Raw genomic sequence first — 23,252 nt, forward strand, 5'->3', positions numbered from 1 at the left:
GACGGGGGTGTCGATCCACGACCTTCCCCGTTCGACCTATGGATGAGAGGGTCCGAGAGGGACCCGCACCACCGAGGGAGACAACGATGAAGTTCATGCTGATCATGCGAGCGACGGACGAGGCCTTCGCGGGCCTGGTGAACACCGACCTCGACGAGATGCTCGAGTCCGTCGGCCGGTTCAACGACGAGCTGATCCGGGCAGGCGTGCTGGTCGCCGCCGAGGGGCTCGACGACGCCGCCGGTGGCGTGGTCGTCGACTACAGCTCCGATCCGCCGGTGGTCACCGACGGCCCGTACGGCGAGACCAAGGAGCTGTTCGGCGGCTTCTACATCCTCGATGTGGCCTCGATGGAGGAGGCGATCGAGTGGGCCAAGCGGGTTCCGGCGTCGGGGCCCGGTTTCAAGACCGAGATCCGTCGGGTCCCGTCCATCGACGAGTTCCCGCAGGACAACGAGTGGATCCAGAAGGAGCGGGCGTGGCGCGAAGCCACCGGCCAGCTCTGACCGGCCCGCGACGCGATGGCCGATCCCACCGGCCGTGAGGCCGTCGCCGCGATCTGGCGGATCGAGTCCGCGCGGATCGTCGGCGCGCTCACGCGGTACACCGGCGACTTCGCGCTGGCCGAGGATCTCGCGCAGGAGGCGCTGGCCGAGGCGTTGGTGACCTGGCCGCGGGACGGCGTGCCCCGCAACCCCGCGGGGTGGCTGCTCGCCGTCGGCCGTCGCCGCGCCATCGACGCGTTTCGCCGGCGCTCCGCCCTCGACGAGCGGTACGCCGCCCTCGCCCGCGAACTGGGCGAGGGCGGCGTTGCCGCGGGCAGCGCGGTCGCCGACCCCGACCACGCCGAGGACGTGCTCTGGGATCCGGACCAGATCGACGACGACGTGCTTGCGCTGATGTTCGTCTCCTGCCACCCAGTGCTGTCGAGGGAGGCGAGGGTCGCGCTGACTCTGCGGGTGGTCGGGGGCCTGACCAGCGACGAGATCGCCCGCGGCTTCCTCGTGCCGACCGCCACCGTGCAGGCCCGGATCACCCGGGCGAAGAAGACCCTCGCGGCGGCCCGGGTGCCGTTCGCGGTGCCGGCGGCCGACGAGCGGATCGAGCGGCTGGGCTCGGTGCTCAGCGTGATCTACCTGGTCTTCACCGAGGCGTCCTCGGCCAGTTCCGGTCCGGAGTTGATCCGGTTCGACCTCGCGCGCGAGGCCCGGCGCCTGGCGCGGGTGCTGACCCGGCTGGTGCCGAACGAGCCGGAGGCCTACGGACTGCTGGCGCTGCTCGAGCTGACCGCGGCGCGCTTCCCGGCCCGCACCGGCCCCGACGGCGAGCCGGTCCTGCTCGAGCACCAGGACCGCCGGCGGTGGGACCGCGCCGCGATCCGCCGGGGGCGGGCGGCTCTGGCCCGCGCGGAACAGCTCGGTCGGGGCCTCGGCTTCTACGGCCTGCAGGCGGCGATCGCCGAGTGCCATGCCGTTGCGTCGTCGGTCGATGCCACGGACTGGGAGCGGGTCGTGCTCCTCTACGAGGCGCTCGGCCGGCTTGCGCCGTCCCCGGTGGTGGAGCTCAACCGGGCGGTGGCGGTCTCCATGGCGCGGGGTCCCGCGGCGGCGCTGCGGATCGTGGACGAGCTTGCGGCCGCCGGGCCACTGTCGACCTCGCATCTGCTCCCGACGGTCCGCGGCGAGCTGCTTGCCCGGCTGGGACGTGCCGACGAGGCCCGCAGTGAACTGGAGCGGGCGGTTGGGTGGTGCGGCAACGAACGCGAGCGTGAAGTGCTGGCACGCAAGCTCGCCGACCTCGGCTGACCCGTCGCCGCGTTCGGCCGGGTCAGCGCTCGCGGACCAGTTCGGGATGCCGGGCGCGAAGGTACAGGCCACCGAAGGTCACGCCCTCGTCGGCGAGCCACGGCCAGGCGGACCGATCGAACTCGGCCAGGTGGGCGAGGGCGTCCGCGACGGTGACCGTCCCGTTCGCATGCGCGCGCAGTACCACGGTGGGGTCGTCCCAGTCGATCGCCGCCGCTTCCGGGTCGAGGGGACTGTGAGCGGCGATGGTCGCGGCGTCGGCCGACTCCGTGTACTCGCCGAGGACGGCCGCGCGGCGCGTGTCCTCGGCGATCTCGGCGGTGGTCTCGAGTGCGGCGACGAGCCAGTGCCGCGGATCTACGGTCGAGCGGATCAGGACGGCGACGAGCGGTGTCGGGTCGGGCCGAGTCCGCTCCGTGACTGCGCCGAGCACCACGGCCACGTCGTCGTCGACAACCGCGAGCGGGTGTGCCGTCAGGCTCAGTCGCGGCGTCCCCAGCACGTGCGGATGCGAACCCCCGGAGCCGTCGGCCGCGAGAAGTTGTCCCAGCAGCGGCCCGGTTGCCCGGCGCGCAATCGACCAGCGGTTCCCGGTGGAGATTGCCTCCAGGAGTAGTTCGACGGTGTACAGGGCACCGACCCGCCGTGGATCCGTGTTCCAGTTCATCGACCAATCATGTCGACATCGCCCGCTCCTCGGTCGGCGGACACGGCGCGTCGCGGCCCACAAGCGCAGTTGGCGAGTTTCGACGGTGTACAGATGCGTCCGGGTTCGGCTGGGCAGCAACTGATTCGGATGAACGCGGCGTCGCCGGGGATACGATTGTCTCGCTTGCTTCTTGCGGACGACGGGAAGAAGGACGACGGCCACTCTAGGTGATGCGGATTCGCAAACTGGAGCAGGCGAACCCGGGTTCGAGGAAAGGAAATCCAATGTTCACCCGCAAAGCTTTTGGCAGAACGGCGGCGATGATCGCGGCGACCGGAGCGCTCTCGCTGGCGGTTCCGGCCGCGGCGTCGGCTGCCCCTGCACCCTTCTTTCCGTCGTCGATATCGAGTTGCGCGCCCGGTGAGTGGCTCACGTTCACCGCAGACCGGGTGGCGCCCGACCAGATCAGCTACAACACCACCGCACCGCAGTCGAAGTGGAACGGCGCCGTCATCCAGTGGACCAACCTGACCACCGGGTTCCAGGGCTTCGCGTTCCTCAACACCCCGCCGGCGAGCGTGGGAATGGGTCCGGTGATGAGCATGGTGGTCGGTGTGCTGCCCTGCGCGGTGTCCTCGGGTGTGGTCATGTCCTGACGATCCGCACCACGCAGCACGGGTCGCGGGCGCAATTGCGCGGGCGACGGGTACCAACCGGGTGCGGATTCAGCCGTCGAGCCCTCCGCCGACCACGGATCCGTCCGGGCGTAACCCGCAGCCGATGAACAATTGTCCAACAATTGGTGAACCAGGGATTAGGGTCTGAGCGTCTACCCTCCTACGTCCCCGAGGTGGCTCGTGTCCTCTTCATCCCGCAATGTCTCCCGTCGCGCCCTCCTGACCGGCCTGTCCGCCCTCGCCGGCGCGAGCCTGCTGCCCGCCACCGCGAACGCCACGCCGGTGCTGCGCCAGGCGCCGGACGCCGGGGCGGGGCTGATCCGCAACCCGGAGTTCGGCAACGGCGTCATGGCCGGGGTGCCGCGCACCGACGGCGCGACGCTGTGGACCCGGATCGGCGGGTCCTCCGGCACCGGCAGCACCGGGCTGGGCAGCTCGGGATCGGGCAGTGCGGGGACCGGCAGCCTCGGCACCGGCAGCGCCGGGAGCAGCGCCCGGGGCGGCGAACTGGCGTTGATCGTGTCCAAGCGGGAGGACCTGTCCAGCCCGGTGCTCGCCGAGCGGGTGCAGGTTCGTGAAGACGCCGACGGCACAGTGCACTTCGATGTGAACGGCCTGGCCCCGGGGGAGACGTACTACTACCAGTTCCGGGGCAACGGGGGCGAGTCCGAGATGGGTCGGTTCCGGACGCTGCGGCCGGCCGACTCCAACGAGCCGGTCCGCATCGGCTGGTTCACCTGCCAGGGCTTCGAGGAGGGCTACTACGCGGCGCACCGGCACCTCGCGGAGGAGGACCTCGACTTCGTCGTGTGTCTCGGCGACTACGTGTACGAGTTCACCAAGCCGGGCGTCCGGGGCCTCGAGAACAACCCGTTCCCGCAGAACATCGAGGGCATGCGGGAGAAGTACCGCAAGTACCGCACGGACGCCGACCTGCGGCTGATGCACAGCCAGCACGCCTTCATCCCGATCTGGGACGACCACGAGTTCCGCAACAACTACAGCAAGGACGGCTGGACCTTCCCGGTCGTCGCGCCGATCGACAGCGCGGTCGGGTTCCAGCAGAAGAAGCAGTGGGCATGGCAGTCGTGGTTCGAGCACATGCCGGTGCCGCGCTTCTCCGCCGACCCGCTGCGGACCTACCGCTCGCTGCGGGTGGGCAAGACGGTGGAGCTGTTCGCTCCGGACAGCCGGCAGTACCGCGACGTCCAGCCGGGCGGCGACCAGGACCACACCGTGTGCCCGGACGCCGACGCGCCGGGCCGGACCATGCTCGGCGCCGCGCAGAAGAGCTGGCTGCTCGACGGCCTGACCCAGTCGGACGCGCGGTGGAAGGTCGTGGCGAACGCCAGCATGATGATGGGCATGGTGACCGAGGACGACGGCGCCCGCGGCTACTACGACACCTGGGACGGGTACGGCGCCGAGCGGACCGAGATCCTGTCCACCGCCGCCCAGTCGGTCGAGAACCTGCTCCTGGTCACCGGTGACGACCACGACGGCTGGGCCGGCGAGTTGTGGGACACCGGGTTCGCGCCCGGCACGGTCAGCGGCGCACAGGGGAACGCAGGCGGCACCCGCCGCGCGGGCGTCGAGTTCGTCGTCCCGTCCGTCACCTCCGCCAACACCGGCGACGGCGGATTCACCGGCAGTAGCGACAACGTCGCCGGCGCGCGGGCCGAGGAGCTCAGCCGACGGGCCAAGAACCCGCACGTCAAGCACGTCGACATGGTCAGTCACGGCTACGGGGTCCTCGCGGTCGACGCAGGCGAGGCCCGATTCCAGTTCCGGGCGGTGGACAAGCTGAACCCCAACTCGGGCGTGACGACCTCCAAGTCGCTGCGCACCCCGGCCGGGCAGTCGGTGATCGAGAACGCGTGAACCCGGCGTCGGGTCCCGGACCGCGGTGTCAGCGGTCCGGGGCTCGACGCCGGGTTCACGCGGTCCCGACGACCGATGGCGCCCGCGAGACGAACCAGGCGGCGCCGACGACGAGGACACAACCGAGCAGTTGCAGCGGGGCCGGTCGTTCGCCGACGACGAGCACCGCGGCGACCATCGCCAGCACCGGCTGGAGCAGCAACAGGGTGGCGCCGACCTCCGGGGCCAGGCGCGGCAGGGATCCGCCGAGCAGTATCCAGCCGAACACCTGGGCCGAGAGGGCCAGCGCGACCAGCCACCCGAAGGCAGGCCACCCGGGGGTGAGGTCGATCGGACCCCAGGACAACCCGACGGCGGAGCCGACGAACCCGGCCGCGGCCGTGGACAACAGCACCTGGACGGCAACGTTTCTCGAGGACCCGCTCCCGCCGACGATGAAGATGTACCCCGCGTACGCGAGTCCGGACAGCAGCGCCAGGAAGGTTCCCCAGTAGAGGTCGGCGCCCGCCTCCACGCCCCCGGCGAACCCGCCCGCGAGCGCGATGCCGGCGAACAGGACCGGGACGCAGAGGACGAAGCGGGCCGGGATCCTGGTGCCGATGATCAGGAACGACAGCAGCGGGACCACGACCACCTGAACGTTGACGAGCACCGTGGATATCCCCGCACCGATGAGCAGGATCGCCTGCGACCACAGCGCGAAGTCGACACCGAGCAGCGCACCGGCAACGACGAATCGCAGGACCGTCCGCCGCGGAACTCCCTGCGTCCGCCTCCATTCCAGCGCGGCCAGCACGGCCAACGGCGGCAGGGCAAGAAGGCAGCGGTAGAAGACGGCACTGGCGGGCGTGACGTCCGCCAACCGGATGAACACCGCGGTCAGGGAGATGAACGCCGCCCCCGAGACGGCCAGCAGGCGTGCATCGACCGCCCGGCCGACGGGCGTCGGCGGAGCGGGATCACGGCCCGGGACAGCTGCGGTGTACACCCGAGCATTCTCCCCGGCGCGCCCGAACTCTTGACTCGATCCGGAAAGTAGCGCCATTGTGTAGGGGTGCCCTCGACGAGGGATTACGCGGCGCAGCTGCGCCCGGTTGAGTTATGCGCGACCCGCCCTCGGGCCGCGGCGGTCCTGGCTGAGCACGACCGCCCACCTGCCGACAGCGCGGTGCTGCTGCGGCCTCGTGCCGGCGTCCGCCGTCACTCCACCCGCCGTTTCCGCGGCGTCGGCGTCCCCGGTTTCGCGACCACGCCCTTCGCGACGGCCTCGATGACTGCCGATTCACGTACCCCAGCAAGGAAGGTTCGCCGTGTCCAACAGTGAAAGCGAATGCCCGGCAATGGGCTCCCCCTCCGGGTCGATGCGCCGGCCAAGGACCAACCGTGACTGGTGGCCCAACCAGGTGGACCTGCAGGCGCTGCGCCAGCCCAATCCACTGGCCGATCCCCTGGGCGAGGACTACAGCTACGCGGCCGCGTTCGGGACGCTCGACGTGGACGCGTTGAAGCGGGATGTCATCGGGCTGATGACGGACTCGAAGGACTGGTGGCCGGCGGACTACGGCCACTACGGGCCGCTGTTCATCCGGATGAGCTGGCACGCGGCCGGCACCTACCGCATCGCGGACGGCCGGGGCGGCGCCGGCGAGGGCGCCCAGCGGTTCGCCCCCGTCAACAGCTGGCCCGACAACGCGAGCCTGGACAAGGCCCGCCGGTTGCTCTGGCCGGTCAAGCAGAAGTACGGCCGCCAGCTCTCCTGGGCGGATCTGCTGGTCTTCGCCGGCAACTGCGCGATGGAGTCGATGGGATTCAAGACGCTCGGCTTCGGCTTCGGGCGGGAGGACATCTGGGAACCCGACGAGGTGTTCTGGGGTCCGGAGGACACCTGGCTCGGCGACGAGCGCTACAGCGGCGAGCGGGAGCTGGCCGGTCCCCTCGGCGCCGTGCAGATGGGCCTGATCTACGTGAATCCGGAGGGGCCCAACGGAAATCCGGACCCGATCGCCGCGGCCGTCGACATCCGGGAGACCTTCCGCCGAATGGCGATGAACGACGTGGAGACCGCCGCGCTGATCGCCGGCGGCCACACCTTCGGCAAGACCCACGGTGCCGGACCGGCCGACCTGGTCGGACCCGAGCCCGAAGCAGCGCCGATCGAGCAGCAGCAGCTGGGCTGGAAGAGCGCGTTCGGCACCGGTGTGGGCAAGGACGCCATCACCAGCGGACTCGAGGTGGTGTGGACGCCCACGCCGACCAAGTGGGACAACACCTTCCTGGAGATCCTGTACGGCTACGAGTGGGAGCTGACCAAGAGCCCGGCGGGCGCCTGGCAGTACACGGCGAAGGACGGCGCAGGCGCGGGCACGATTCCGGACCCGTTCGACGCGTCGGCGGGGCGCGCCCCGACGATGCTGGTCACCGACCTGTCGCTGCGCCTCGACCCGGTCTACGGTCCGATCACCCGGCACTGGCTGGAGTTCCCGGAGGAGCTGGCCGACGAGTTCGCCAAGGCCTGGTACAAGCTGCTGCACCGTGACATGGGGCCGGTGACGCGCTATCTCGGCCCGTGGGTGCCGGAGCCGCAGCTGTGGCAGGACCCCGTCCCCGCGGTCGACCACCGGCTGGTCGGGCCGGACGAGGTCGCCGCGCTGCGGGCCGCGATCCTCGCCTCGGGGCTGTCCGTCCCCCGGATGGTCGGGGTCGCGTGGACGTCGGCCGCCACCTTCCGCGGCACCGACAACCGCGGCGGCGCCAACGGGGCGCGGATCCGCCTTGCGCCGCAGAAGGACTGGGAGTCCAACGAGCCGGCCGTGCTGGCGGAGACGTTGACGGCCCTCGAGCTGATCCGGGACGACTTCAACGGCGGGCGGTCCGACGACATCAGGGTCTCGCTGGCCGACCTGATCGTGCTGGCCGGATGCGTGGCCGTCGAGGAGGCCGCGCGCGGTGCCGGGCACGAGGTGACGGTCCCGTTCACGCCGGGCCGCACCGACGCCACCTGGGAACAGACCGACGTGGAGGCGTTCGAGGTGCTCGAGCCCCGGGCGGACGGGTTCCGCAACTACCTGCGCGCAGGGGAGAAGACCGCCGCCGAGCGGCTGCTGGTGGACAGGGCGAACCTGCTGACGTTGACGGCTCCGGAGATGACGGTGCTCGTCGGCGGGATGCGCGCGCTGAACGCCAACTACGGCCTGTCCTCGCACGGCGTCCTCACCGACCGGCCGGAGGTGCTGACCAACGACTTCTTCGTCAACCTGCTGGACATGGCCACGGAGTGGAACGGGGCCGCCAGTGCGGAGAACGTGTACGAGGGGCGCGACCGCGCCACGGGTGAGCTCCGCTGGACGGCCACCGCCGCCGACCTCGTCTTCGGGTCGAATTCGCAGCTGCGGGCGCTGGCCGAGGTGTACGCGAGCGACGACGCGCAGCCGAAGTTCGTGGCGGACTTCGTCGCCGCGTGGACCAAGGTGATGAATCTGGACCGGTTCGACCTCCGCTGATCGAATGGGCGAGGCGTGCCCGGGGGCGGCGGTACCCCCCGGACACGCCGAGCCCGGAAGGTCAGCGCGCGAGGAACCCCTTGTCCACCGGGATCTGTGCGCCGGTGATCACCGCGGAGGCGTCACCGGCGAGCCACACGACGGCCTCCGAGATCTCCGACGGCTCCACCAGGGCGTCGGTCTCGAGCAGGTTCGGCGGGTAGCTGTAGACGTACGTGGGGTACTTCTCGAAGAGCTTGTACATCGAGGTGTCGTTGCCGAGTGCGGTGTTGGTGCCGTACGGCAGCACGCAATTCGCGCGGATGCCGAACTCTCCCAGTTCCACCGCCAGTGCCTTCGTCAGGCCGAGGACACCGAACTTGGCCGAGGCGTAGTGGCCGCAGCCGGGCGGCGCCTTCACGCTGGCAGACGAGCCGACCGTGATGATCGACCCGCCGTTGCCGGCCTCGATCATCGTCGGCACCGTCGCCTTGATCGTGTTCCACACGCCGGTCAGGTTGACGTCCACGGTCTCCTGGAACTGCTCGGCGGAGATCTCCCAGATGCGCCCCCAGTTGCACACGCCTGCGTTGGCGACCACGACGTCGAGGCGGCCGAAGGTCTCGACGGTCTCGGCCACCACCGCCTGCAGGCCCGGCAGGTCCCGCACGTCGACCTGCCGGGCCAGGACCTTGCGGCCCTCGGACTCGACCAGCCGCGCGGTTTCCGCGAGATCCTCGGGTTCGGCCATCGGGTAGCCGCTGAACTCGGCGACCTGCGCGCAGACGTCGACGGCGACGATGTCCGCGCCCTCCTGCGCCATCCGGACCGCGTGTGAACGTCCCTGTCCGCGTGCCGCTCCGGTGACCAAGGCAACTTTCCCGGCGAGTGAGCTCATGTCGAAACCTCCGTGAATGAGTAGTGGTCGAACGACGAGAATCGGCTGAACCAGAAGGCACCGCTGATGGTCTGCGGCCGGTAGTAGAGGGCCTCGCCCTGCGAGTTGACGAAGTAGGTGCGCAGGCCCGGGTTGGAGTCCACGGTGTACGCGCTGATGGCCTTCCCGTGACGGTGCATCTTGCGGACCCATCGAGAGAACGCCTCGGTACGGACCTGCGCCACCGCGGCGCCTCTCCTCTCGGTCTCGGCGATCACCCGCACGGCGTGACGCGCGGTCAGGTCCACGAACGTGTGCCACGCGATGCCGACGTAGCCCTGCGGCGCAACCAGCGACCAGCGGTTCGGCAGGCCCGGGTGCGCACTGCCGCCGTAGCTGCGCATCCCGTTGCGGCGGTAGTCGTCGGCCAGGTCGAACCCGTTGGGGCCGACCACGGCGCCGGTCCGGTACGTCTCCGGGTCGGTGAACAGCTCGTATCCGGTGGCCGCGACGATCAGTTCGTACGGGCGTTCGGTGCCGTCCGCCGTGCGGATGCCGTCGGCGGTCACCCGCTCGATGGGGTCGACCACCAGCGACACGGACGGATCCGCGAGGGCGGGAAAGAAGGTGCTCGACAGCACCGGCCGCTTGGCGAGAATGCCGTAGTCCGGAACGAGCGCGCCGCGGATGTCCGCGTCGTCGACGTTGCGCCGCAACAGGCGTCGGTAGATCGACTGCCAGATCTTGTCGTACTGCGGCATCACCGTGGCGAGGAACTTGCGCGGCAGCAGCGGCAGCACGTTGCACAGGAACTGCATCGGCAGTTCCATCGCGGCCAGGGCGGACCCGTTGACCAGGGCACCGACGCCGGGCAGCGCAAGGAGTCGGTGGACCCGGCCGGACAGCTCGACGTCGGGCTTGGGCAGGATCCAGGCCGGCGTCCGCTGGTAGATCTCGACGCTGCGGGCCTGCCGGTAGATCGCCGGGACGATCTGCACCGAACTCGAACCGGTGCCGATCACCGCGACCCGCTTGCCGGAGCAGTCGTAGTGGGGGTCCCAGGCGTTCGGGCGCAGCACGGTTCCGCCGAAGTCGTCGATGCCCTCGATGCCGCTCGCCGGTTTGGCGTTGACGTAGCCGCCGACGGCGTTGATGACGAACCGGGCGCGGACCGGGGCGTCGCCGTCGATGTGCAGCACCCACAGCTGTTCCGCGTCGTCCCACACCTCGCGTCGGACCGTGCAGTTGCCGCGAAAGTACTTGTGCAGGTTGAGCTGGTCGGCGACCCTCCAGTTGTACTCCTGGATCTCCGGGCCGGTCGGGAAGAGGCGCGACCAGTCGGGTTTGCGGGCGAACGGGAACTGGTAGAACAGCGTCGGCACGTCCACCGACAGGCCGGGGTAGACGTTGTCCCGCCAGCTGCCCCCGAAGTCGTCACCGCGTTCGAGGATGACGAAGTTCTCGATGCCGGCCCGCCGCAGGTGGTGTGCGGCGGTGATGCCGCCCGGTCCGGCGCCGATGACGGCAACGTCGACGTACTCGTGTGTCATTTCGACTCACTTTCTGGTGGTCGTCACCGGCGCGGTGTCAGGCCGTCGACCAGGAGGTCGCCGACGCGGGTCCGGGCGTCGTCCGCGTTGCGGAATCCGGCCACCGAGAGCGGCAGGATCTCCAGGCTCAGGAGGACGCGCACGATCCAGTCGCCCGCGTGCATCGGGTCCAGGCCCGGGTCCACCTCGCCCCGGTGCTGGGCCTCGGTGACCAGCACCGACCAGAAGGTGGCCCAGGTGCGGCAGAGTTGGTCGCCGTAGTGCTCGAGCAGCGTCGCGATGATGCTGTCGGTGCGCAGCGTCGGTGCCAGGTCCCGCGGGGTGCTGGCGTGGTCGTAGATGAGGGCCGCCGCCTCGCCGATCTGGCCTCGCAGGGTCTCCCGGGGCCGGACGGCCGCGGCCAACCCGTCGATGAAGCCGGTGCACAGGTGGTCGAGTCCGGCGTCGATGGCGGTCTGCTTGTTGCCGAATGTGTTGTACACCGTCCCGCGGGACACCCCGGCCGTCGCGGCGACCTCACTCAGTCGAAATCCGCGAACACCGTTGCGCCGTAGGCATGCTGCGGCCGACTGGACCAGGCTGTGCGGGGTCGCGACGGTTCCGGCGCCCCCGTTGGCGATGGGCATGTTGAACAAATTACGTCAGAGTGTTCAGGCAAGGCGGGAATCGACGAAATTCGCCCGTCGAGCGCTCAGGCGGCCGATCCGGCCGACCCGAGGGATCCGTTCCCGCCGGGCGCCGGGCTGTCGGTGACCTCGCGCATGTACGAGTGGATCTGCGACGGCGCGGTGGACGTGCCGCCGAAGTAGAAGCCGGAATACCACCTGCCCGCGTCGGCGGGGTGGGTCGGGCAGGACCGGGGGAGGGTGGCCGACTCGTGCACGGCCCGGTCGCGGATCGTGCCGTCGATGGCGAAACGGTAGACGGGTCCGTCGATCTCGATCGTGTAGCGCAGCGACTCGAGGGCCGCGAGATCGTCGTGGGAGAGGGTGGCGAGCGCGTTCTGCGGGTACTGGTGCACGCCGTCGGCATTGGCGTACGGCACGAGCTCGAGTACCCGGGGCGTCGTGTCGGTGCGCCATCGCCAGCCGAACATGGCGCCGTTGCGGGCGAGGTCGATGTCGCCGCAGTCCGAGAAGCCGGGCAGCTTGTTCCAGTCGAACTGGTCCTCGGGTTGGGTGGGGGCGGTGAGGACGTACTCGGCCGTGGGGGTCAGTACGAGGTCGTAGGTCCGCGACGCACCCGACGGGCTGATCCAGCCCGCCAGGGGTCCGGTCGCGCCCGTCGGGCTGTCGACCGATGCGCTGTGGGCGCCCCGCGCGATGGTGTAGCTCGACCATCCCGGCGGAGTGCCGGGGGCCAGGCAGGCGCTCAGCCCGGTGGCCATGACCAACGCGAATGCGGCGAAACCGCCCTTGCGAATGTTTCTGTGGCTCACGGGTTTCCCTTCGGATTCGTGCCGAGATCCTCTCACGGTCGCGGGTCGCCCGCCCCGGTTCCGTGATGTGCGGTCCGCGGGCGCTCCCGTTTCCCGTGGGACGCGGAGCGGCTGCTGTGGTAGATATACCAAGCAAGTGCTTGCTTGATACGGAGGGGGACGGCAGATGCAGACGAGGTTCACGGAGTTGGTCGGGGTCCGGCACCCGATCGTGCAGACCGGCATGGGGTGGGTGTCCGGCGCTCGGCTGGTCACCGCGACCGCGCGGGCGGGCGGGCTGGGCATCATCGCGTCGGCGACGATGACGTACCCGGAACTGGAAACGGCGATCCGGGAGGTCAAGGAGCGCACCGACGCCCCGTTCGGGGTGAACCTGCGGGCCGACGCCGAGGACGCGCAGGACCGGGTCAGGCTGCTGATCCGCGAGGGCGTGCGCGTCGCGTCCTTCGCGCTCGCGCCGCGGCAGGAGATGATCGCCCAGCTCAAGGACGCCGGCATCGTGGTGATCCCGACGGTCGGGGCGGCCCGTCACGCCGAGAAGGTCGCGGGGTGGGGCGCGGACGCGGTGATCGTGCAGGGCGGCGAGGGCGGCGGCCACACCGGTGGCGTCGCGACCACCCTGCTGCTGCCGTCGGTCGTCAGGGCGGTCGACATCCCGGTGGTCGCCTCGGGTGGGTTCTTCGACGGCAGCGGCCTGGCCGCGGCGCTCGCCTACGGCGCCACCGGAATCGCCATGGGCACCCGGTTCCTGCTCACCAGCGACAGCACCGTCCCCGAGTCGGTGAAGAGGGCGTACCTGGCCCGCGGCCTGGGCGACACCGTGGTCACGACCAAGGTCGACGGCATCCCGCACCGGGTGCTGCGCACCGAGCTGGTCCAGTCGCTGGAACGAAGCCACGGCCTGCGAACGCTCGGGCATGCGGCCGTCAACACGATCCGGTTCCGCAAGCTGACCGGGATCAGCTGGCGCGCGTTGATCGCCGAGGGCGCCGTCCTGGTGCGCAGCGGCGACCGCACTCTGTCGCAGCTGATGATGTCGGCCAACAGTCCGATGCTGCTGCGCGCCGGACTCGTCGAGGGCAACACCGAGGCCGGGGTCCTGGCCTCCGGTCAGGTGGTCGGCATGATCGACGACCTGCCCACCGTGGCCGAGCTCGTCGAACGGATCGTGCGCGACGCCGAGCAGCGGCTCGCGGAGTTGGGGGACCTGAACGCCCGGCGGTAGTTCGGGGCCTTCCGGGGATTTCTGGTCACGGTGATTGCAATGCTTCCGCGCGGCCTTCCGAGGGAACAGGATCATGAACGACCCGAGCGCCCAAGGACTTCGCCTCAGCGGAGCCGTCTCGCGGGTGCCCATCGATGTCCCCCTCGGAATTCGAAAAGGAACTCACCGAACATGAAGTTGACCAAGTTGGTGGCCGTCGCGGCCATCACGACCGCGTCCCTCGGCGTCGCGGCCGGCACCTCCTACGCGGCTCCCGCGCCCGCCGCGGCTCCCGCACCCGTCGACGCACCCAGCGTCGGCTGGAAGATCACCAACACGGGTGACAAGGTCATCGTCGACACCGCGGCAGGCTCGCTGAGCAAGGAGAACAACCAGCTCGTCGTCCGTGACGACAAGGGTGCCGTCGTCGAGTCGGTGCCGCTCTCGCTTGCCTTCGCCGGCGTCGCCCACCCGATCGACGCGAAGATCGAGGGCCGGACCGCGACCCTGACCACCGACCTCAGTCCCGCCGCGGCCACCCCGGTCAAGGACATCGGGCTGCCGGCAAAGGACATCGGGCTGGCCGTCAAGGACATTGACCTGCCCGCCGCGGTGACCGGGGTCAGGGACAACATCACCCTCACCGCGGCCATCGGCGGGTACCTCGGCGGAGCGACCGGTCTGGTCGGCGGCTGCCTCCTCGGCGCGGCCGTCGCGGGCGTGGTCTCCGCTCCGGCCGCGCTGCTGTTCGGTGCGGGCCCGGTCGCCGGCTGCATCGGTGGCGCGCTGCTGCTCGGTGCGGGCGCCTCGCTCGCAGGCACCGCCATCGGTGGCCTCGGCTCCGGCGCCGCCAACGCGCAGCAGTTCATCACGCTGCTCAACGCCCCGCCCGCCGCCAAGAAGTAGCGGCAGACCGCACCACCCGAGTTGCCGAGTGCGGCCCGTCCCTTTCGGGGGCGGGCCGCTTTCATCTCGATCGTCCTCCGCCCTCCGGGCGGCCGACGGGCTTGCGGATCCGCGACCCGTTTTGCACGCTTGCTCGGGTGTCCCCGGTCGCGCCTGCGTGGCCCCGGGCGTCGGGCGATGAACGCAGAGGAGCGGCAGCCATGATCCTCCCGAAGGTGCGGGACCCCCGTTTCGTGACGATCCGCCGCGGCGGGACCCTCACCGACTCGGATCACCACCTGCTCGCCCTGTGGGCGGCATCCTGTGCGGAGCACGTCCTCGACCTCTTCGAGTCGGCGCGGCCGCAGGACCCGAGGCCGCGCCAGGCGATCGAGCACGCCCGGGCCTGGGTGCGGGGCGAGGTCAAGATGATGGAGGCCCGTGCGGCGGGCGGCCACGCGATGGGCGCGGCCCGAGACCTGAGTGGGGCGCCGCGGCACGCCGCCTACGCCGCAGGCCAGGCCGGGGCGGTCGCGCACGTCGCCGCCCACGAACTCGGCGCGGCCGCGTACGCGATCAAGGCCGCACGCGCCGCCGCGCCCAAGGGCGAGGGGGAGGTCGCTGGGCGACGCGAGTGCCGGTGGCAGCGCGAGCAGCTGCCGGACGCGATACGCGAACTCGTCCTCGACGACCAGCGGCTGCGGAACGACATCTGCTGGTCGGTGTTCGACTGCTGACCGTTCAGCGCTGTCGACGTGCGGGGAGCGGCAGCCACACCGGCTCCGCCGGGATCCGTTCCAGCACACCGTCGGCGAAGACGTCGTACAGCGGGAGCTGCTCGGCATGCACGTAGCCGATGTGGCAGTCGCACACGTCCAGCGGGCAGGGCCGCGGCCGCAACGCCTGCTCGAAGGATCCGTCGTACAGGTTGCCCAGTTCCTCCGGGACGAAGTGGCAGCGCCGGACGGTGCCGGCGCCGTCCACGGACACCACCGAGTCCCCGGTCCGGCACGCGCGGCCCCGCGTCCGGTGTGGATGCCGGCTGAACCCGAAGAGCGGGTCGATCCCGACCCAGTCGTCGGCCTCGGCGTCGGTGTACTCGTGGCCCTCGGCGGCGTTGACCCACAGGTACACCGGATCGGGCAGCTCGGCCCGCAGCCGACGGGCGGCCCCGAGGTGCTCGGGCAGCCCGACGACACCCACGCTGAAGCGCACTCCGAGCGCGGTCAGCTCGGCGGTCTTGGTCAGGAACCGGTCGTGCGGCGTCTGGCCCGGGTGGTACGTGCACCACAGCGCGACCGCGTCGCGGTCGGCGTCCGCGAGCCAGCCGGTGCGGCAGCTGAGGTTGGTCTGGATCGCCACCCGGCGAACCTGTGGCAGCCGCGACAGCGCCACCAGGGCTCGGCGGTACCAGGACCGAACCAGCCCCTCGCCCCACGGGGTGAACAGGATCGACAGCTCCCGGTCCTGGTCCGCCGCCCACGCGCAGAACCGGTCCAGGGCGGCCCGGTCGGCGCGCAGCTGCTCGGGGGTGTCCCGGCGTTTGGCGAAGGGGCAGTACGGGCAGTCGTAGTCGCAGGAGGCCAGCGGTCCCCGGTACAGGATGGTCAGCACTGTCAGCGGCCTTCGTACTCGGCCATCGCCGCCCGCACCCGCGCGGAGAACAGCTCCGGTCCGAGTGCGTCGGAGTACGCCAGGCCCAGTGCGGTCAGCCGTACCCGGTCACCGTCGGAGCGAAGCCATCCGCGCTGCGTCCACCGGTCCAGCTCGACGCCGAAATGCTCGTGCGGGTCGGCGCCGAACTGGGAACGGTAGTCCGCCAACGGCATTCCGGTGGCCTGCAGCACGGACTGCAGCAGGTGCCGGCGTCGGGACTCGTCCTCCGTCATCGCGTGGCCCACCACGGCGCGGCGGAAGTCCGCCACGGTGCTCGCCGCGAAGTCGTCGATGATGGCGCGTACCTCGCTCGCGCCGACCGCGTAGTCGAACGAGTAGTGCAGTCCGCGGGTGTACGACCGTGCGCCACAACCGAGTCCGATCATGCCGTCCGTCTGGCAGGCGTAGTCGTTCGGACCGAGATCGGGTGCGTCGGCGCGGCGGAACATGCGCATCGACTCCTGGACGTAGCCCGACGCGATCAGGTGGTCACGTCCGCGGCGGTAGAGGTCGAGGCGGTGCGCGTCCCAGGCCGGATCGGGTCCGGTGCCGCGGCGGGCCAGGCCCGTCAGCGGCCGCACGTACAGCGGGTACAGGTACAACTCCTCGGGATGCCAGGACAGTGCGGCGTCGAGGGAGGCGATCCAGGATTCCGGTGTCTGGCCGTCGATCCCGTAGATCAGATCGATGTTCAGGACCTCGATCGCCGCGTCCCGGATCCGTTGCAGGGCGGCCTCGACGTCCGCGCGCCGCTGCGGTCGGACCGCCGCCCGGGCCTCGGTGTCGTCGAAGCTCTGCACCCCGAGACTGAGCCGGGTGACGCCGCGCTCGGCCAGCACCGTGAGCCGGTCGGCGGTGGCCGTGGCCGGGGACGCCTCCACCGACATGGGGACGGCCCGCAGGTCGGCGCCCATGCCCTCGGCGATGTCGCACAGCCGGTTCAGTTCCGCCGCGGTCAGGTAGGTGGGGGTACCGCCGCCGAATGCCGCCGTCGCGAACCGGGCCGACGGTGTCAGGGCCTCGCGCACCGCCTCGGCCTGCCGCTCGAGGGCGTCGAGGTATCGGGTGGTCAGCTCGCCCGGCGCGCCGACCCGGGTGAAGAGGTTGCAGAAGCCGCAGCGCACCTCGCAGAACGGCACGTGCAGGTACAGCGACAGTGCGTCCTGCGGTTCGTCCGCCCACAGGTCGGTCAGGGTGGGACGGGGGTGCAGCGGCCGGTACGCCGTCTTGTGCGGATACGCGTACACGTAGTTCTGGTACGGCGGAACGTATCCCGTCGGCGCCACGCCCGGAGGCGTCGGCAGGGGCAGGTCGATCGCGGTCATCGTGGTCCCTCGAGGAAGAAGTGGGCGTAGGGCACCGTCCACACCACGGGATGGCCGAGTCGGTGCCCGGTGTACCCGTCCTCGCCGTAGGTGGTGCCGTGGTCGGAGCAGACGATCGCGAGACACCGACGTCGGCTCGACATCGCAGCGAACAGCCGCCCGATGTGCCGATCCACGTACTCCAGTGCCGCCGCGTGCGTCGCCCGGGTGTCCCCGTCATCGGCGGTGGCCCCCTCGGCGAAGAACCAGTTCGGTTGGTGCAGCGCGGAAACGTTGACGAACAGGAAGAGGCGGCGCTCGGCGGGAAGCCGGGCCACCGCCGCTGCGGCCAGGTCCACCTGTGCCTCGAACGAGGTCGGTGAGGTCACGCCGAGTTCGGGGGACCAGTGCGCCTCGTCGAACAGGTCGGGCAGCACCGAGCCCAGCGCACCGACGCGGTTGAAGAAGCCGACACCGCCGATGCACACCGTGCGGTAGCCGGCGGCGGCGAGGCCAGCGACCAGATTCGACTCCGCAAACACGAAGGTGCGGTCCGCGGTGGACTCGCTCCCGCCGAACTCGGCCGCGAACAGTCGCGGGTGTGGCCCCTGCCGGGCCGGGGTGGGGAGGAAGCCGGCGAACATCGCCTGGTGCGAGGCATAGGTGAAGCTGCCGGGGGAGTGGCGTTCCTCCCATCGGCCGCCGGGCAGGTGCCGCGCCAGGTTCGGGATCCGCCCGGCGGCCGCGAGCTCGCAGGCCACGTCGTAGCGCAGGGTGTCGAGCGTGACCAGCAGGATGTCGTCGGAGCCGACGACGGTGTTCATGTCCGGCTGTGCCGCAGTCGATTCCGGTGGTGCGGCGGACGTTTCGTCAGGCCGCGACATGATCGGCCCATCCTTGCGCCGCGGCCAGTTGCGCCGCGTAGGTGTCGAGACCGTCGGCGCGGCCCGGGAGCCCGCCCAGGCCCGGGAGCAGGTCGCCGAAGGCGTTCACCTCACCCACCGCTGCGCCGCGCCAGTTCGCCGCGGGCAGCAGGTCCACCCCGACGCACAGGGTGCGTGGGAACCGGGCGGCGGCCCGCTCCGCGACGGCGAGTGCGTTCTCCCAGCCGAATCCCGCGGCGTCGAAACCCGTTCGCGCGGTGTCCAGGTCGCCGCGACGCCCGCCCAGGTGCAGGTTGGTCATGGGGTGGGCGCTGGTGCGCAGCACCGCGTGGGTCGCCTGCCCGGCGACCACCACGACGCGCAGGTCCGCGGCGACGCCCCGCCACGACGGCTTCGGCAGCCACGCCTCGATGTGCAGGACTTCGCCGGCGAGGGCGTCGACGAGGGCGCCGACCTCGGTTTCCCTGGTGAGATGGCGGACGCGCAGCGAGTTGTAGACGCCGTCCGCCGCGACCTCCGTGCTGCTGCGGGCCTGCACCCGGCCACCGGATGCGGTCTCCACCGCGACCACTCCGGCCGCGGAGGATCCGTGCGCGGGTTTGACGAAGAACCGCCGCAGCCCGGCGGCGGCGGCCAACGCGCGCACCTCCGGCCAGTCCCGCGGCACCGGCGCGTCGCGGCCCGAGGTGGGGGAGGCCGGCACCGGGACGGCCCCGTCCGCGAGGGCCGCGTGGCACCGGCGCTTGTCGAACAGCACTGCCAGGTCGTCCGGATCGGTGAGCCGTCGCCCGCCGCGCAGTGTCCCGACGGCGGCGAGCAGCGACGCGTACCACCGCGGGCCGCCTGCGATGCGGGTCGGATCTCCGGGTCCGCGCAGCAGCGCATCCACCTCGGGGTTCTCGCCGGGCGAGTCGAGGCGCACCACCTCGTCGGGGTCGAACCGTGCGCCGCGCTCGGTGAGTACCTCGCGCCAGGACACCACCCGCGGGGTGGGCAGGCCGGAGCGGGCCGCGGCGTCCAGCAGCATCGTTACGCGGCGGTTCTCCGGATTGCCCACGACCGCCAGGCGGGATCGCGTCATTCGCCGACCGCGACCGACCGGTAGATCGTGCCGTCGTACTCGTCCTCGTCGGCATCCTCGGCGTCGAGGTTCAGTCGCACACCGGACGGCTCGAGCGCCGCCCGAAGACGTTCCCGCAAGCCATCGCTGAGGTAGTTGTGGTGCAGGTCAAGCGATTCGAGGTGGATGAGCGACTGCCCGGCGAGCAGCGCTTCGCCGCCCGCGTCCAGCAGCACGCCCTTCGACAGGTCCAGCGCCCGCAGCCGCGGGAGGATCGGCGCCGCCGCGACGGCGGCCGCGACCGCGTCCTGCTGGTCGCTGTTGGAGAGCGCGAGGCGGGTCAACCGTGGGAGCTTCTCGCCGGAGAGGATCGGGGCGAGGTCCTCGACGGAGGAATCGGCGCCGTATTCCTCTGTGCCCAACCACAATTCCAGATCGGTCAGGGCCGGCAGATCCGAGGCGGCCACGGCGCGGACCACGTCGGCGGGCAGGCCGCCCGTCTCGATCACCAGGCTGCGCAGGTTCTCGTGCTGGACCGGGGTCATCGTCAGCTGGCTGCCGCCGCGTATCCCCAGGTGCTCCAACCGAGGAAACGCCGTCAGCAGGGCGGTGACGTCGGACTGCACGATCCACGAGATCTCGCAGTCCTCGGAGGTCATGTCCCCGAGGAACAGGGACCGCAACGCAGGCAGTTCGCCGGCGGCCGCGACGAGGGCGGCCACCACGGGTGCGGAGCCCTCGTCGTACGGATCGGACCAGCCGCCGACGACGATCGCCTGCACGCTCGCCGGGTCGACCGCGGCACGGAACCTCGCGAACGCCTCCGGCCAGTCGAACGGCGGCTCGTAGGTCGGCACGGAGATTCGCCAGGCGACCGGGCCCTGGTCGGGCACGGTGGGGGCGGTGTCGATGGGGAACTCGACGACGGGAAGGCCGTGGAATTCGTTCTGCAGCTCTGTGATCACCGGGGCGCTCCTGGTTCTCGGACGGATTCGCCGGGGATTATGCCGGACTTGCGAAGGTCGAGGTGAACCCGCTGGGTCGATGCAGGGGTGGCTGCCTCCACCCCTCGGGGCACTATTCGCACGCCGGGTGTTCGACGGACGCTGGGATCTCGGACATCGACCACTCGTGTGGGAGATCCCTCGACCGAAAGGAACCCGCTGTCATGGCCCGCATCCTCGGCACCGCCGCCCCCGACGCACACGAGTCCGGTCCGCCGGGCGCAGCCGTGCCCGCCGTCGAATCCGTCCGGACGGCGGTTCGCCACCACTGGACCCTCGCGCGGATCGGCATGTACCTGCTGCTCGCCGCCCTGCCGCTGCTCGCGATCTCGGCGCACGTGTTCGGCCTCGTGCCGATGAATGCCACCGGTCCGCTGCTGATCATCCCGCTCGCGGCCGTCCTCGCCGTGCTGTGCGTGTTCGCGCCGCACCCGATCGACCGCATCGTCGGCTACGGCCTCGGCTGGGGCATGTTCGCGTGCCTGGCCTATGACGTCTTCCGTCTCGACACCGTGTACCTGCTCGGACTCTGGGGCGACTTCATTCCGCACATGGGTACCTGGCTCCACCCGGGAACCGACGCCAGGACCGGCGCGATCGTCGGCTACCTGTGGCGCTACCTCGGCGACGGCGGCGGGATCGGAATCGCCTTCTTCCTCATCGCCCTCGCTCTCGGTCTCCAACATCGGTCACGCCGCACCGTCCTCCTCGCGTTCGTCACCTTCGCGGTGTTCCCCGTATGGACCGGACTCATCGGGACGGTTGCCCTGTCGCCGCACGGCCAGCAGGACATGTTTCCGCTCACGCCGACGACGATCACGTTGTCGCTGATCGGGCACCTGATCTTCGGGTTGGTGCTCGGCCTCGGCTTCCTGCGTGCGCGGGGCCGCCTCGGCCAGCACTGGCCGTGGCGGCCGCTGCTTCCGGTGCGGTCGCCGGCCGGTGCGGGACAGCCGCCCGTCGAGGCGTTGGCTCCCGAGTGTGGTGAATGCGGCGCGCCCGCCCACTGACAGCGGGTTCACCGGCTCGCCCCGTCGGTGGAACGTCGGTGCCCGCTGGTTCAATGTCGCCAGAAACGGACACGGGAGGATGCGAACATCATGGGGACCTGGGACAGCGGCAACTTCGACGACGACACCGCCGCCGATCATCTTTCGGACCTGACCGGTCGGCTCGTCGACGAGGTTGCCGAGGCGATGTCCGGCGACCCGGTCGAACTCGAGCCGGACGAGTACTGGGGCGTTGCGGTGCCGTGCAATCTGGAGCTGCTTCACCTGCTTGCCCGGCAGCACTACGTCGGGGTCAGGCTGCCCGACCCGGAGACCATCGCAGGCTGGAAGGACCGGTTCCTGGCCGTATGGGACGAGGCGATCGACGGGCTGGAGCCCGAGCCGGATTTCAAGCGGCAGCGACGTGAGGTCCTCGTGCGGACGTTCGACCAACTGGCCGAGGTGGCGAGACGCGAGGGATGACATTCGGGGTCGCGCCCGGGGGAAGATGGTTCATGCCCTTCACGCTGCCCGCGGCCATCGACATCGTGGCCGAGACCGAGGTCAAACGCTCCCGGTTCATCGCGGCGCTGCGGCGCGTCGACGGCCCGGTCGAGGCGAACGACTTCCTCGACGAGCAGCGGCGACTGTATCCCGATGCGCGGCATCACTGTTGGGCCTACATCACCGGAAACGAGCCCTCGGAGCGGGCCGAACGTGCGGGCGACGACGGGGAGCCGGGTGGAACCGCCGGGGTGCCGATGCTGCAGGTGTTGCGCACCCGGGACCTGGTGGACGTCGCGGTGGTCGTGACGCGGTACTTCGGCGGGATCAAGCTCGGCGCAGGCGGGCTCGTGCGCGCGTACTCGGGGGCGGTGGCCGCGGTGGTCGACGCGGCGCCGATGGTCGGGCGCGAACGCCTCGACCTGCTGGCGCTCGAGGTCGGTCACGACACCGCCGGCCGGGTAGAGGCCGAACTGCGCGGTCGTGGGGTCGCCGTCGTCGACACCGCCTACGGTGCGGCCGTCACCCTCACCCTTGCCACCCGGGACCTCGCGCGCTTGGCCGAGGCGGTCGCCGAAATCACTGCTGGTGCAGCCAATCTCGTCCCGGCAGGTACGCGGTGGGTGGACGTGTGAGCGGACCGCGAGCCGGCGCCCCGGCCCAGGCAGAGCGTCACGCCGCGTCGAGTTCGCTGATCGGGTCGGTCCACGACTTCGCGTAGGCGTCGACGTACTCCTGACCCGTCCTCGCGGCAATGGCACGCATCAACGCGTCGGTTGCCTCCCGGACGCCCCTCGGGCCGGCCGCCCGGTAGGGATCGAGGTCGAAGGGCGGAAGGATCTCGACCACCACGCGGTGCCGACGCCACCACGGGACGGACCGGTCGGGTCGGGTGCCGGTGATCGCGACCGGGACGATCGGCGCGCTCGTGGCCATCGCGACCCGCACCGCGCCGGTCCGGCCTCGGTACATCCGGCCGTCCGGCGAGCGTGTTCCCTCGGGGTGGATGCCCCAGACGCGGCTCTCGTCGACGATGCGGATCGCCGCGTCGAGTGCCGGCGATGCCGATGATCCGCCCTGACGGTCGACCGGAATCTGCCCCACCGAGGTGAAGAACCACCGGCTGATGAGTCCGGAGATCCCGGTGCCCTCGAAGTACTCCTGCTTGGCCAGGAAGCTGGTCTGTCGCCGGACTGCCAGGGTCAGGTAGAAGGAGTCGAGCACGGCGAGGTGATTGGCCGCCACGATCAGCGGCCCACCGCGCGGAAGGTGCCGACGTCCGACGAACCGCGGTCGGCCCAGCAAATACAGGGCCGGTCCGACCAGGACGTGTCGGCACAGGCGATAGCAGCAGGCTCGCAACAACGACATAGACAGTGTCTACCGCGCGATGGAAGACAATGTCT

At 70.8% G+C, this 23,252-nt stretch carries 24 protein-coding genes; 11 read left to right on the forward strand and 13 right to left on the reverse strand.

Annotation, left to right across the window (positions count from 1 at the left end):
* Nucleotides 1-86: 86 nt before the first annotated feature.
* Both ACFO6S_RS10730 and ACFO6S_RS10735 read left to right on the forward strand, forming a co-directional pair.
* Nucleotides 87-506: a YciI family protein gene (locus ACFO6S_RS10730; RefSeq protein WP_378416726.1), complete on the forward strand. Its 420-nt coding sequence runs from the start codon at nucleotides 87-89 to the stop codon at nucleotides 504-506.
* A gap of 15 nt (nucleotides 507-521) precedes the next feature.
* Nucleotides 522-1,805, forward strand: a complete 1,284-nt coding sequence (locus tag ACFO6S_RS10735) for an RNA polymerase sigma factor (protein ID WP_378416728.1) — start codon at nucleotides 522-524, stop codon at nucleotides 1,803-1,805.
* A gap of 22 nt (nucleotides 1,806-1,827) precedes the next feature.
* Here the strand turns inward: ACFO6S_RS10735 and ACFO6S_RS10740 are convergent, their stop codons facing one another.
* Together ACFO6S_RS10740 and ACFO6S_RS10745 are read right to left on the reverse strand one after the other, a co-directional pair.
* Nucleotides 1,828-2,472, reverse strand: a complete 645-nt coding sequence (locus ACFO6S_RS10740; protein ID WP_378416730.1) for a hypothetical protein — start codon at nucleotides 2,470-2,472, stop codon at nucleotides 1,828-1,830.
* Between the two features lie 205 nt (nucleotides 2,473-2,677).
* A complete protein-coding gene (locus ACFO6S_RS10745) occupies nucleotides 2,678-2,887 on the reverse strand; it encodes a hypothetical protein (RefSeq protein ID WP_378416732.1) in 210 nt (69 codons plus the stop codon).
* A gap of 16 nt (nucleotides 2,888-2,903) precedes the next feature.
* Here ACFO6S_RS10745 and ACFO6S_RS10750 point away from each other — a divergent pair, with 16 nt between their 5' ends.
* Both ACFO6S_RS10750 and ACFO6S_RS10755 read left to right on the forward strand, forming a co-directional pair.
* On the forward strand, nucleotides 2,904-3,110 hold the full coding sequence (locus ACFO6S_RS10750; protein WP_378416734.1) for a hypothetical protein: 207 nt from the start codon (nucleotides 2,904-2,906) through the stop codon (nucleotides 3,108-3,110).
* 201 nt (nucleotides 3,111-3,311) lie between these two features.
* The gene (locus ACFO6S_RS10755; protein ID WP_378416736.1) at nucleotides 3,312-5,012 is read left to right on the forward strand and encodes an alkaline phosphatase D family protein; all 1,701 of its coding nucleotides are present in this window, start codon (nucleotides 3,312-3,314) and stop codon (nucleotides 5,010-5,012) included.
* Nucleotides 5,013-5,067: 55 nt separating this feature from the next.
* On the opposite strand, the gene ACFO6S_RS10760 is transcribed toward ACFO6S_RS10755, so the two are convergent.
* Nucleotides 5,068-6,000, reverse strand: coding sequence for a DMT family transporter (locus tag ACFO6S_RS10760; RefSeq protein WP_378416737.1), 933 nt, complete (start codon nucleotides 5,998-6,000; stop codon nucleotides 5,068-5,070).
* Nucleotides 6,001-6,352: 352 nt separating this feature from the next.
* Here ACFO6S_RS10760 and katG point away from each other — a divergent pair, with 352 nt between their 5' ends.
* Nucleotides 6,353-8,512 (forward strand): catalase/peroxidase HPI, encoded by a 2,160-nt coding sequence (gene katG / locus ACFO6S_RS10765; RefSeq protein WP_378416943.1) that lies wholly within the window; start codon nucleotides 6,353-6,355, stop codon nucleotides 8,510-8,512.
* A gap of 61 nt (nucleotides 8,513-8,573) precedes the next feature.
* Here katG and ACFO6S_RS10770 read toward each other — a convergent pair whose 3' ends face one another.
* The 4 genes from ACFO6S_RS10770 to ACFO6S_RS10785 all read right to left on the reverse strand — a co-directional run bounded on the left by ACFO6S_RS10770 (nucleotide 8,574) and on the right by ACFO6S_RS10785 (nucleotide 12,356).
* On the reverse strand, nucleotides 8,574-9,389 hold the full coding sequence (locus ACFO6S_RS10770) for a mycofactocin-coupled SDR family oxidoreductase (protein ID WP_378416739.1): 816 nt from the start codon (nucleotides 9,387-9,389) through the stop codon (nucleotides 8,574-8,576).
* Nucleotides 9,386-10,918 (reverse strand): flavin-containing monooxygenase, encoded by a 1,533-nt coding sequence (locus ACFO6S_RS10775; protein ID WP_378416741.1) that lies wholly within the window; start codon nucleotides 10,916-10,918, stop codon nucleotides 9,386-9,388. Before ACFO6S_RS10775 ends, ACFO6S_RS10770 begins: the two co-directional genes overlap by 4 nt.
* A gap of 23 nt (nucleotides 10,919-10,941) precedes the next feature.
* Nucleotides 10,942-11,544, reverse strand: a complete 603-nt coding sequence (locus tag ACFO6S_RS10780) for a TetR/AcrR family transcriptional regulator (protein WP_378416743.1) — start codon at nucleotides 11,542-11,544, stop codon at nucleotides 10,942-10,944.
* A 65-nt stretch (nucleotides 11,545-11,609) separates the two neighbouring features.
* Nucleotides 11,610-12,356 (reverse strand): hypothetical protein, encoded by a 747-nt coding sequence (locus ACFO6S_RS10785; protein ID WP_378416744.1) that lies wholly within the window; start codon nucleotides 12,354-12,356, stop codon nucleotides 11,610-11,612.
* A 166-nt stretch (nucleotides 12,357-12,522) separates the two neighbouring features.
* Between ACFO6S_RS10785 and ACFO6S_RS10790 the strand changes: the two genes are divergently transcribed.
* The 3 genes from ACFO6S_RS10790 to ACFO6S_RS10800 all read left to right on the forward strand — a co-directional run bounded on the left by ACFO6S_RS10790 (nucleotide 12,523) and on the right by ACFO6S_RS10800 (nucleotide 15,182).
* Complete coding sequence (locus ACFO6S_RS10790; RefSeq protein WP_378416746.1) at nucleotides 12,523-13,581, forward strand: NAD(P)H-dependent flavin oxidoreductase; 1,059 nt, start codon at nucleotides 12,523-12,525, stop codon at nucleotides 13,579-13,581.
* Between the two features lie 171 nt (nucleotides 13,582-13,752).
* The gene (locus tag ACFO6S_RS10795) at nucleotides 13,753-14,466 is read left to right on the forward strand and encodes a DUF8020 domain-containing protein (protein ID WP_378416747.1); all 714 of its coding nucleotides are present in this window, start codon (nucleotides 13,753-13,755) and stop codon (nucleotides 14,464-14,466) included.
* 200 nt (nucleotides 14,467-14,666) lie between these two features.
* A complete protein-coding gene (locus tag ACFO6S_RS10800; RefSeq protein WP_378416749.1) occupies nucleotides 14,667-15,182 on the forward strand; it encodes a putative immunity protein in 516 nt (171 codons plus the stop codon).
* Nucleotides 15,183-15,186: 4 nt separating this feature from the next.
* Here ACFO6S_RS10800 and ACFO6S_RS10805 read toward each other — a convergent pair whose 3' ends face one another.
* Genes ACFO6S_RS10805 through ACFO6S_RS10825 form a run of 5 tightly spaced genes read right to left on the reverse strand, consistent with a single transcriptional unit; the run spans nucleotide 15,187 to nucleotide 20,314 of the window.
* A complete protein-coding gene (locus tag ACFO6S_RS10805; protein ID WP_378416751.1) occupies nucleotides 15,187-16,059 on the reverse strand; it encodes an STM4011 family radical SAM protein in 873 nt (290 codons plus the stop codon).
* Nucleotides 16,060-16,061: 2 nt separating this feature from the next.
* A complete protein-coding gene (locus tag ACFO6S_RS10810; protein ID WP_378416753.1) occupies nucleotides 16,062-17,426 on the reverse strand; it encodes an STM4012 family radical SAM protein in 1,365 nt (454 codons plus the stop codon).
* Nucleotides 17,423-18,229 carry an STM4013/SEN3800 family hydrolase gene (locus ACFO6S_RS10815; RefSeq protein ID WP_378416755.1) on the reverse strand — a complete coding sequence of 269 codons (807 nt, stop codon included), beginning with the start codon at nucleotides 18,227-18,229 and terminating at the stop codon, nucleotides 17,423-17,425. The genes ACFO6S_RS10810 and ACFO6S_RS10815 overlap by 4 nt, the downstream gene beginning before the upstream one ends.
* A gap of 46 nt (nucleotides 18,230-18,275) precedes the next feature.
* Complete coding sequence (locus ACFO6S_RS10820) at nucleotides 18,276-19,370, reverse strand: STM4014 family protein (RefSeq protein ID WP_378416757.1); 1,095 nt, start codon at nucleotides 19,368-19,370, stop codon at nucleotides 18,276-18,278.
* Nucleotides 19,367-20,314 (reverse strand): STM4015 family protein, encoded by a 948-nt coding sequence (locus ACFO6S_RS10825; RefSeq protein WP_378416758.1) that lies wholly within the window; start codon nucleotides 20,312-20,314, stop codon nucleotides 19,367-19,369. Before ACFO6S_RS10825 ends, ACFO6S_RS10820 begins: the two co-directional genes overlap by 4 nt.
* 203 nt (nucleotides 20,315-20,517) lie before the next feature.
* Here ACFO6S_RS10825 and ACFO6S_RS10830 point away from each other — a divergent pair, with 203 nt between their 5' ends.
* From ACFO6S_RS10830 to ACFO6S_RS10840, 3 genes are all read left to right on the forward strand, one after another.
* Nucleotides 20,518-21,363, forward strand: a complete 846-nt coding sequence (locus ACFO6S_RS10830) for a hypothetical protein (RefSeq protein ID WP_378416760.1) — start codon at nucleotides 20,518-20,520, stop codon at nucleotides 21,361-21,363.
* Nucleotides 21,364-21,453: 90 nt separating this feature from the next.
* A complete protein-coding gene (locus ACFO6S_RS10835; protein WP_378416761.1) occupies nucleotides 21,454-21,825 on the forward strand; it encodes a DUF4259 domain-containing protein in 372 nt (123 codons plus the stop codon).
* 32 nt (nucleotides 21,826-21,857) lie between these two features.
* The gene (locus ACFO6S_RS10840) at nucleotides 21,858-22,481 is read left to right on the forward strand and encodes an IMPACT family protein (RefSeq protein WP_378416763.1); all 624 of its coding nucleotides are present in this window, start codon (nucleotides 21,858-21,860) and stop codon (nucleotides 22,479-22,481) included.
* 37 nt (nucleotides 22,482-22,518) lie between these two features.
* On the opposite strand, the gene ACFO6S_RS10845 is transcribed toward ACFO6S_RS10840, so the two are convergent.
* Entirely contained in the window at nucleotides 22,519-23,217 is a 699-nt protein-coding gene (locus tag ACFO6S_RS10845; RefSeq protein WP_378416765.1) for a lysophospholipid acyltransferase family protein, read from the reverse strand.
* Nucleotides 23,218-23,252: the final 35 nt, after the last annotated feature.

This window comes from Rhodococcus kronopolitis, assembly GCF_042654025.1.
Classification (GTDB): domain Bacteria; phylum Actinomycetota; class Actinomycetes; order Mycobacteriales; family Mycobacteriaceae; genus Rhodococcus_G; species Rhodococcus_G kronopolitis.